This is a genomic window from Roseateles sp. GW835-FHT13E02, from assembly GCF_058794035.1.
The window spans coordinates 251,060-260,796 of record NZ_JBXAGJ010000005.1; the positions used below are offsets into that span (position 1 = coordinate 251,060).

General features: G+C 60.2%; 6 protein-coding genes. 2 read left to right on the plus strand and 4 right to left on the minus strand.

What is annotated here, in order from left to right; all coding sequences use genetic code 11:
* Positions 1–113 precede the first annotated feature (113 nt).
* From AC1Q6P_RS07320 to AC1Q6P_RS07330, 3 genes are read right to left on the minus strand one after another with little or no spacing between them, the layout of a single operon-like run.
* Positions 114–1,133, minus strand: coding sequence for a hypothetical protein (locus AC1Q6P_RS07320; RefSeq protein ID WP_492665598.1), 1,020 nt, complete (start codon positions 1,131–1,133; stop codon positions 114–116).
* Positions 1,134–1,159: 26 nt separating this feature from the next.
* Complete coding sequence (locus AC1Q6P_RS07325) at positions 1,160–2,476, minus strand: hypothetical protein (protein WP_492665599.1); 1,317 nt, start codon at positions 2,474–2,476, stop codon at positions 1,160–1,162.
* 3 nt (positions 2,477–2,479) lie between these two features.
* Complete coding sequence (locus AC1Q6P_RS07330) at positions 2,480–4,132, minus strand: hypothetical protein (RefSeq protein ID WP_492665600.1); 1,653 nt, start codon at positions 4,130–4,132, stop codon at positions 2,480–2,482.
* Between the two features lie 379 nt (positions 4,133–4,511).
* Here AC1Q6P_RS07330 and AC1Q6P_RS07335 point away from each other — a divergent pair, with 379 nt between their 5' ends.
* Entirely contained in the window at positions 4,512–5,135 is a 624-nt protein-coding gene (locus AC1Q6P_RS07335; protein ID WP_171828952.1) for a tyrosine-type recombinase/integrase, read from the plus strand.
* A 273-nt stretch (positions 5,136–5,408) separates the two neighbouring features.
* On the opposite strand, the gene AC1Q6P_RS07340 is transcribed toward AC1Q6P_RS07335, so the two are convergent.
* Positions 5,409–6,368: an integron integrase gene (locus AC1Q6P_RS07340; RefSeq protein WP_492665601.1), complete on the minus strand. Its 960-nt coding sequence runs from the start codon at positions 6,366–6,368 to the stop codon at positions 5,409–5,411.
* Between the two features lie 1,397 nt (positions 6,369–7,765).
* Here AC1Q6P_RS07340 and AC1Q6P_RS07345 point away from each other — a divergent pair.
* Complete coding sequence (locus AC1Q6P_RS07345; protein WP_492665602.1) at positions 7,766–8,290, plus strand: hypothetical protein; 525 nt, start codon at positions 7,766–7,768, stop codon at positions 8,288–8,290.
* Positions 8,291–9,737 lie beyond the last annotated feature (1,447 nt).

A 9,737-nucleotide genomic window follows, 5' to 3' on the forward strand; every position in this document is an offset into this window, starting at 1 on the left:
AGCGGTCATTGGAGCGAGATTCAAGCCAGTCGTGCTACAAGGCGGGCAATGGAGCCAAGACGAGCCTGCGGCTCAATTCGTTCGTGAGGTCTCCTCGTGGAACAAACTGCTCGTCAGATTAGAAGCAATGCGGCCTTGAGCTGGACATCCGAGTACGGAGCCTTCATGCCGTTTTCATGTCGCGCCATCGCCTGGATCATCGTGATGACAGTCGAGCCGTCGTCCGCGTCTACAACAGCGTCGAGGCTGACACCCAGCGCCTTCGCTAACGCGCTGCTGTAGCTGCCGACATCGTTGTTGTCTCCAGCAGGCGCATACCTAGAGATGATCCCGCGAGGGGTTACCAGGTTGTGCTCGCGTTTGTAGGTGCGCAGCAGCACGGCCATGGCGCGTATCCCCCACTCGGGCTCGCGAAACACGCAGAAGCTGTTTTCCGACTTTTGGAATGAAGTTTGATCGCTTGGCTCGGCCAGCCCACGCCAAGCGATCGCCGAAGTCCGAATGTTCCCAGGATTGTTGTTTCGATAGCCCCGCGGCATCGGTTCCGTTACGTCCTCGCCGCCGAAGACCAGCCTAGCGGGATCCGACACTCTTCCTGGAACGTGCCCAGCCTTGAAGAGCATCTCCTTGCATGCCGCGGCTCGCGCAACTGCATCGGTAAACACGTCGACTGCGGGAGTAGGCGGCGCTGCGGTCCACCAGGGTTGAAGCTCCAATCCGAAGGCGGCCCGTTCAAAGTTCTCCCCGGCCTCGTCATCGTCGGTGACGTTGCGCCGAAAGCACCCCCAATGGCACAGCTCATGCAGCACCTTCGCAAGCAAGAACTTCTGAGCATCAGTACCGGATGGAGCCCCCTCGAAGCGCGTCAGTACCGAACTGCTAACACTGATTCGTCCGGGTGCATCGGGGTCGAACAAACCCCACGTAGACTCACCCAGAGGCGAAGCGAACAGAACAGGCGGAGACCCATTGATCGCGATTGCCCTAAGAGCGTCCTCCTCGGGGAGATTCGAGAACTTCTTGAACGCCGCCCACGCGCCCGGGTTCTGGGTGGGCAGGAGCGGCAGTTCGCGCTCTAGAAACTGAAATGCGTTAGGAAAGCGCGTCTTGTGCACCGGAATCACCTGGGCCACGGAATACCTCCCTCTTGGCGCTAGGACTAGATCAGATCGGCAAGCTCTTCGTAGAAACGCATCCGGTGGGGATGCAGACTGCTGCGACTGATGCCGTTATCGGTGAGCCACTTTGAAATGGCAGCCTCCGTCGCGGCGTCGGGTATCCCCGAAACAACCACCGAGTGCCCAAGCGATCCAAGCTTCTGCTGTACCTTTGCGACCGTCTCTTCGTTTACAGGGTCGGCAGATTGCACACGCCCCTGCGACAGCATCCGGAATGTTGTCCGCAGTGTTTCGAGCCTTCCTTCGACCTGGGATATCTCGTCCGCCTTGAAGCCGGCGGCAGTCAGCCGAACCGGCAACAGCGCCGCGTCGCTTGCGATCGTCTGCGCCTGCGCCAGATGAGTCTCGAACGCTGGCCGTCTGGCATCGCTGGCAGTCATGCGGGCCAGCTCGGCCTTGATTTCAGCAACGAGCGAGCCGGCATGCTGACTTGCCACGAGAGCCCGCGACGTCTGTTCAGCAGTCGCCCCACTAGTCGTACCAGTGGTCGGTATCAACTTCCCGGCCAAGTAACCCGAGTGGCTGACCAGAATGAGTAGCAACAGTGTTTCAGTGATGTTCGGCAAGCTGTCAAGAAGCAAGGGACCGGTAGCAAGGCGCTTGACGATTGCCGCGGTGAATCCGATCACGACGACAAGTGTCATGAGCAGCATCTGAGTCCTTGGCAGATCCACGGTCGCTGCATCGCCCACGTCTTCACCACGAATTAAGTCGGCCAGTCTGGCATCTGCCGGAGCCCCCTTCATCAGGACACTGCCCGCTGCCCAAACCGGCGCCGACAGCTTCTGCGTGGTACTCAGCTTCTCGTTCGCCGTTTCCACGGCCGTCACAGATGCGGGCACATCAGTCTTTCGATTGAGGGCCATCGGCGCCAAAACGTAAGTGCCGATGCTGAAGCCCATCAGTGCGACTAGATGAGGATCGAGTGCAATCTTGGCGCTTTCGAACGACGGCGTGCCGCGCACTGCATTCGCCACGAACAGCACATACAGGGTGCTCAACACGATGCCCGTCCACAGCACCATCTGCAGCCGCGAAAGGGAGTAGCGGTTCCTCTCGTCGACCAACACTCCACCGAAGCGCCCTCGAACCTCGAAACCAACCTGGGCGAACACTGCCCCCGAACCTGCTAGGCACAGCGCCCACGCTGCGAGTCTCGCCCAATCCAAAGCGCCTGCCGCAGGCGCCTTGTTGAAGGCGATCAGGATGACCACCGGCACGACGAAAGTTAGGCCTACGGTCAACATGGTCAGTACAAGTAGCCGCGTTTCTGGCTTCCAAGCCTTGCGCTTCACCAAGGATCACTCCTTCGCAGTCACTTTGAGATCGTCGACGAACTTCTTGAGCAGAGTTGCAGGATCGCCCTCGACCGTCACCCCAGAGTTCTTCTTGCGATAGAACTCCTTGATGGCTTCATTGGTGATGTCGCCCTGGCACCCATCGGCCAAGACGGCCTGGTCCGCCCCCTGGACTTTGACCGTCTTGATGCCCTCTTTTGCGAGCGCATCCTGGACTGCCTTCACCAGGGCAGACGGAGCAGGACAGGCGGGTTTAGGCGTGCCAGTCACGCTTGCTGTCTCGGTTGCCTTCAGGTCGCTTGCAGCCTCTTTGAGCAAACGCGCAGGATCCTTCTCGACCGCGTCCTCCGCCAGGCCCTGTTTCTGAACGTAGAACTGCTTCATCGCCTCGTTAGTCACAGGCCCCTGGCAACCATCGATCAAGACGGCTTGGTCCACGCCTTTGATCTTGACTGTCTTGATCCCTTCCTTGACTAGCGCTTCTTGGACTGCCTTTACGAGCGGTGAAGGATTGGGACAGAGTGCGGCCGGCGTGTCGGGACCCTTGGGCTTCTGCGTCGCCTCCGTAGACGTTGCAGGTTGGGGGACCGCGCCTACGTTGACGGTCAATGAGTCGCGCCCTTTGCCCCCATCAACGACCATCAGGGTATAGGTCCCAGTCTTTGCTCCTGGTTTGGCGGTGATGCTGATCACACCGTTGGGCTCAACCTTGTACGTCACAAGATCCGTTGGGGCTGCCAACGCGTGCCACACCGCGCTATAGCTCGGCACACCGCCACTTGCCAGAGCCGTCACGGTTTCCCCGGCTTGCACGCCCACGCTGGCCGGGTCCACCTTCATGGCGATACCCGCGGCCGCGAGATTGACCTTGCAGCTTTGCAGTACAGCGGCCGCGGCTTTGGCGTTGAACCGCGCAAGAATACTCTCCACCAGAGAGAGGTGGCCCTCGATCTCCTTGGTCAAGGGACCCAGGTCATTCTCAGCACTGCTCGATGTCTTTGCGTTGCCAGGCTTCTGCAACAGCGGAGATGGCACGATGATCTTCTGCGAGATCAGTGATGTGATCAGCGATCCGAACTCGGGTCCGACGCTGAACTGCATCTTTGCAACCTGGACCTCAATGTCCCCAAGTGCGGCATAGAGGTCTTCGCCCGCACCGTCGAGTTGCGCGAGTGCGTCCTTAGCGGCAGGGAGCAATGCGTCGGCACGAGACACAGCGTTCCTCGCGCCAACGACAGCCGGCTCGTCTATGGTGAAGGCAGACAGCCGTACCCTTAGCGAGCTTGCATCCGACTGGACCTTGGTAATGAGCGTCGCCAGTTCTTGTCTTCTTCGATAAGCCGCGTTCAACGGTGCCATGGCCGTGAGGGCGCATTGGATTCCGCCCGCACCTTCGACGTAGACAAGAGCCTCGGCGCGCGGGTTCGCCCAGTTGTTCGACGTGTGAAGGCCGACGCCGGCCAGTCCGAGGCCCAACACCTCGCTTTGACCGGCACCCCGCATGGCCAGATCTCCAGCGACCAAACCGAGGCCGATCAGTCCAAGGCCGGCGATGCGTTCCTCTCGCTTTTGCGCGTACGCCCGGCTGAGGTAGCTCTCACGGAGCTTCTCGGCAGCTGCGACGACGTTGTCAAGCGATCGAGTCTTCAGCTCCAAAGTGGTTTTCTGAGGCGCTGGGGCGAGCGCCGTGCAGCCTGCTAGCGCGCATGCCAGGAACAGCGACGAAATCGACCTCGAGAGCACGTCCACTCCAACCCCTTTGAGCCCAACCCTCGTAGACGCTAACGCGCCACCTCGATGCGGGCATCCACAAAGTTGTGGACCGGAATTACTGCGTCCTAAGCCGCAGTGGATCAGCGTACGGAAGCGGCCGTTCACGACCGACAGCTAGTGGCCGACAGCTGCATCTCGCGGCACTACCGCATAGCTGACCTTCAGCGCCCGCAACAGCTGCAGGCCTGAGTTGATGCAAGACAAGGACGCCATTCGCGCGACGGCGCATCTTGTCAGGCCCTCAACTCGATGGGAGACCATCATGGGATCTGCAGCCAATGCGGCTCATCGCGAGCCATGGAACAAGGGCAAGATCGTCGGCCAGAAGGCACCGTTCAAGCTCAAGGACATCTGGGCGCTCCGTGTACGCCTTCAGATGGAAGACCGAGTCCGGGAACTTGCTCTCTTCAACCTGGGCATTGACAGCAAGCTACGAGGTTGCGACCTCGTCAGCCTGAAGGTCCGGGACGTTTGCCACGGAGACCAAGTCGCATCCCGCGCCATGGTGATGCAGCACAAAACCCAGCGCCCGGTGCAATTTGAAATCACACCGGGTACTCGCGACGCGCTGTACAAGTGGATCAAGTTGGCGGGGTTGAAGTCTGACGACTTCCTGTTCCCCAGCCGCATCCATGACTCTCCGCACCTGGGCACGCGACAGTACGCGCGGATCCTCGAAGGCTGGGTGCAGGAACTCGGCCTGGATCCCGCTGACTACGGCACGCACTCGATGCGGCGGACCAAGGCGACCTTGATCTATCGACGCACGAAGAATCTGCGCGCCGTCCAGCTGTTGCTTGGGCATTCCAAGCTGGAGTCCACAGTGCGATACCTGGGCATCGAGGTCGACGACGCCCTCGAGATATCTGAACAGACTGAAATCTGATTGAGAACCGCTTGGTACCGCTCGGCCGGTCCCGACGGCTGGGCGGGTTTGCCGCTGTCGGCGCAGCCTGGACGACCGCTTTCAAGCGCATTCGAGAACCTCGGCCGCCGACCAGATCCGGTCATTCAGGCGGCCAGACTGAGTGGCAGCAATGTGCCCAAAGCCGACGCCCAAGTTCATGGCTGGATGTCGGCACCGAAGCGGTCGCTGCCTGCCTTGGCAAAGGCGCTAACCGTCTGGAGGCGGCCAGGAGCAGGCGTAGACGAAGGGCAGCTATTCGGCTGGCCATGGCTGCGGCCGTCGACCTGCCGATTGAAGGCTCAATGAATCCATCGGACTGCGCACGCCTGCGCCGCCCATCTTGAGCACATGTGTGTAGATCATGGTTGTGGCGACGTCGGAATGGCCCAGCAGCTCCTGAACGGTGCGGATGTCGTAGCCCGCTTGCAGCAGGTGGGTCGCAAATGCATGACGCAGGGTGTGTGGCGTCGCCGGCTTGCTGATGCCCGCGGCAGCAGTCGCCCGTTTGAACGCACGCTGGAAGGTTTGGTCGTACAGATGATGCCGTCTGACCACGCCGCTCTGCGGATCAGTGGAGTGATCGGCCTGAGGAAAAACCCAGAACCACACCCATGAGGCACCTGCCCTCGGATACTTGCGCTCCAGCGCATCCGGCATGAAGACGCCACCCCGCCCGGCCTCTTGATCTTGCATCCACATCGAACGAGCCGCATTGAGTTGCCGCCGCAAGCCCTGGGCCAAGCTCTGCGGCAACATGACCACCCGATCCTTGCCGCCTTTGCCCTCACGAACGATGACCGCCCCGTGGTCAAAGTCCAGATCCTTCACCCGAAGCTGCAGCGCCTCAGTGATCCGCATGCCAGTGCCATAGAGCAACTGAGCCAGCAGGCGATGGGTCCCCTCCAAATGATCCAGCACGGCCAACACTTCGGCTTGGCTCAAGACCACCGGCAGGCGTCGCTTCACCAGAGGGCGCCCTATGTCCGTCATCCACGGCAAAGAAAGGCCCAACACCTTGCCGTAGAGAAACAGCAGGGCCGACAAGGCCTGGCGGTGCGTTGAAACCGCCACTTCCCGTTCGTTCGAGAGCCAACTCAGATAAGCCTCGACCTCCGGACCTCCCATCTCTGCCGGGTGGCGAATGCCATGGAAGCGTATGAAGGCCCGACACCAGTGCACATAAGCCTCCTCGGTGCGGCGGCTGTAATGCAAGTAGCGGATCCGCTCACGGACCTGGTCGAGAAGCTTGACCGACTGCAGCGGAGGCAGTTGAGACGGGGGCGGGCGAAGAAGGCCGCGGGCAACTGACCGGACTCCCCCTGCAAGAGTGATTGACGGACTGAGCATGCCTGCCTCCAATCAACGGCACGCAGTCCGTCGTCGGGCAAACCACGAAGATCTAGCCCGTTAGGACTGGCAAACTGCCTGCGCCGCTTTTGCCGGATTTGATAGTACTGTATAAATGCACATATATGCAACGCAAACCCAGACTTGGTGCGCCCTACAGGCAGGTTGGGGGTGCCGCATTAGGGAGACAGCTGACCGTGATAAACGGACACACCTGTCTCCATACAACACGTTATGCAGCAAGCTAAACAACGGTTGAAGGTCCGTTCTAGGTCGGGCGTTCGCCTCGGCCACGCGGAACAAGCTGCCGTGATCCTCTCGGAGTCGGGCTGTAGTCGATCCGGACCAGCTTCCGTCCGCCGTGATCTTGCCGGTCTTGGCCCGGATGCTCGTACTCTCTTCTTGGTCTGCCACCGACCCGCAGAAGAACAAAGCGCTTGCCGCCTCAGCCGATCGCCACATGGGTACAGCTTCGGTATGCTGTCGGCCACTTCCACTGCAGTGCCTTCGAAGCGGCTCTGCATAACTGGTCGCTCGAGCCGATCGCCTGCGGCTCCAGCTCAGCTTCAACGTTGTGCAGCAAGCTAGGCCACGCATGAAGATCCGCTTTCGGTCTGTCGCTCGCCGCGATCTCGCGGGGCAGTTCGCATCGCGCTTGTTCGAGTCGGGCGTACTTCAAGCTCGGTCGACCTCCGACTGCCGTGATCTTGCCGGGTTGGGCAATGGCGCTTGTTCTCCTATTCTTGTTTTGCCGCCAGCGGGCAGGCGGACAAGACGCTTGCCGCCTCAGCCGTTCGCCGCATGGGTACAGCTTCGTTATGCTTTCGGCCACTTCCACCGCCGTGCCTTCGAATTGGCTCTGCACAACCTGTCGTTCGAGCGGACCGCCTTCGGCGTCCGCTCACCTTCACGCTATGCAGCAGGCTAAGAGAACCTCGACGATCCGTTTCTGGTTGCGCGTTCGCGGAGATCACGCGGCGCAACGGGCCGGCGCTTTCTCGGGTTTAGGCTGGGCGCAAGCAGCCCCAGCTTTCGACCTCCGCGATCCTGCCTGGTCAAGCAAATCTGGCCGTCTGCTTTTCTCGGTTCGCCGCCTGCCGCATGGTACGGAAGCAGCCTGTCGCCTCAGCCGACTGCCGCGTGGGTTCAGCCTCGGTAACCTGTCGGCCACTTCCACCGCAGTGCCTCCGAAGGTGGCTCTGCATAGCCGGTCGTTGCAGCGGACCGCCTTCGGCGTCCGCTGACCTTTACGTTAGGCGTCATTGAACACCGCCCTCGCCATCGCTCTTGTGGTCGCGCTTACTGGCGCTGGCCAAAGCTCCGTCTCTGAGAAGCGGCTCAGCGCCGGGGCAGCGCTCGCACAAATTCGCTCAAATGGTCCCGCTGCGTTCATCAAAGCCTACGAACACTCTGCGGCCTGGGATCGCGACATTCTGTTCGGCATTGAAGATGCCGAGACCTCGTGGCTGAAGGCAGCAAAGCTACTCAAGCCACATGCTGACGGGGCCGTAGCCGAGGAAATCGGGCTAGCGCTATACGGAGCTCTACCGAAGCGACCGTTTGCGGTCATTCCAGTCCTTATGCACGTCTATCGCAGCACAGCCGAAGAGGTTTGCACACAAACCTTTGAGGCGGCAGCACCACCGCAGGGGATCGAGACATACCTATCTCAGCTTGAGACAGCGCTGAGCCGCGCTCGATCTCGCACTGAAATCGCCTTGGCACATCAGTGCCGCAAAGGTGAAATCGCTACGCGAGACTATGTGAGGGACACGGTAAAGAAATGACGCCTAACACTTCGCTCGAGGGGACCTCCGCCAGCTGGCCGCGCTACGCTGCCTGTACATTTTCAGCTGCGCGCGGCCAGCTGGCTGCGGCCCCTCAGCTTCAACGTTGTGCAGCAAGCTAAGCAACGCATGAAGATCCGCCTTCTGTCCGTCGTTCGCCGCGATCTCGTGGGGCAATCCGCATCGCGCTTGTTCGAGTCGGGCGCTGTTCAAGCCAATTCAACCTCCGGCTGCCATGATCTTGCCGGCTTGGGCTCGGCCGCTTGGTTTCCTTTTCGTCTTTCGCCGCCAGCGGGCAGGCGGACAAGGCGCTTGGCGCCTCGGGCATTCGCCCCATGGGTACCGCTTCGGTATGCTGTTGGGCAATTCCACCGCAGTGCCTCCGAAGTGGCTCTGCACAACCTGTCATTCGAGCGGACCGCCTTCGGCGTCCGCTCACTTTCACGTTAGACATGGCGAAGCTTTGTCCGAGTTGTCACGCCAAGGTTGCTACTCCTGCACTTGAGGGACGGAGTACTCACATTGACTTCACTTGTGGCGCCTGTGGAGCCGAACTCCAGCTGAGTTTCAGTTTGGTATTCGTCTTGGCGGTCGTGTGTGCGGTCCCTTGCATCTTCTACAGCTACGAGTACTTTCCTACGTTCACTTTTCTTATTGGTGATGCCCTGATCTTTCTGGTGTTCGCGGTACTGTTTTGGCCGCTACGCTCCGTTCGGATCCGAAATGGTCGAGGTGACCATGTCTAACCGGGCGCTCGAGTGGACCTACACCAGCTGGCCGCGCTACGCTGCCTGCATATTTTTAGCTCCGCGCGGCCAGCTGGCTCCGGCCCCTCAGCTTCAACGTTAGGCATCACAACTAGCCATGCCTCAGCTCACCCACACTGAATACCAGAACACGTTTTCCCCTCCTATGCTCGACGTAACAAGTTCGGCTGAGGAGATAGTGGATCTTTGGGAGTACGCGTCAGAAATTGTGGACACGAACTATCCCGATGCCGGGGAGTGGGATTGGAGAGTAATGTTTATCTATGAATCGAGAGACGGAAGGTTTCAGCACCTCAACATCCCAGTTCCAGTGAGCAACACGTACTTGAGCGTCGTTGTTGACAAACCAAGCCGCAAGATTCTGGGTCACTATGTCCTAGACTTGCAAGCCGAACACCCTGATTGGCAGTCAGAGTCCTCGCGTGCGGCCGCGAACGCGGAGTGTCATACGCACGCACCAATCGAAACGTCGTGCCCGAAATGCGGCTACTCACCTGAACAGCCGAGTGATGCCTAACCCATCGCTCGAGCGGACCTCCGCCAGCTGGCCGCGCTACGCTGCCTGTATATTTTCAGCTCCGCGCGGCCAGCTGGCTTCGGCCTCTCAGCTTCAACGTTAAAGCGCATCTCCAATGACTGACGCTCATCCATTGCTGATTGCATGCGGATCGCACGGTTCT

Bases quoted from the DNA above. Each gene is read 5' to 3' on its own strand.
- AC1Q6P_RS07335 (WP_171828952.1), top strand. From the start codon at position 4,512: ATGGGATCTGCAGCCAATGCGGCTCATCGCGAGCCATGGAACAAGGGC.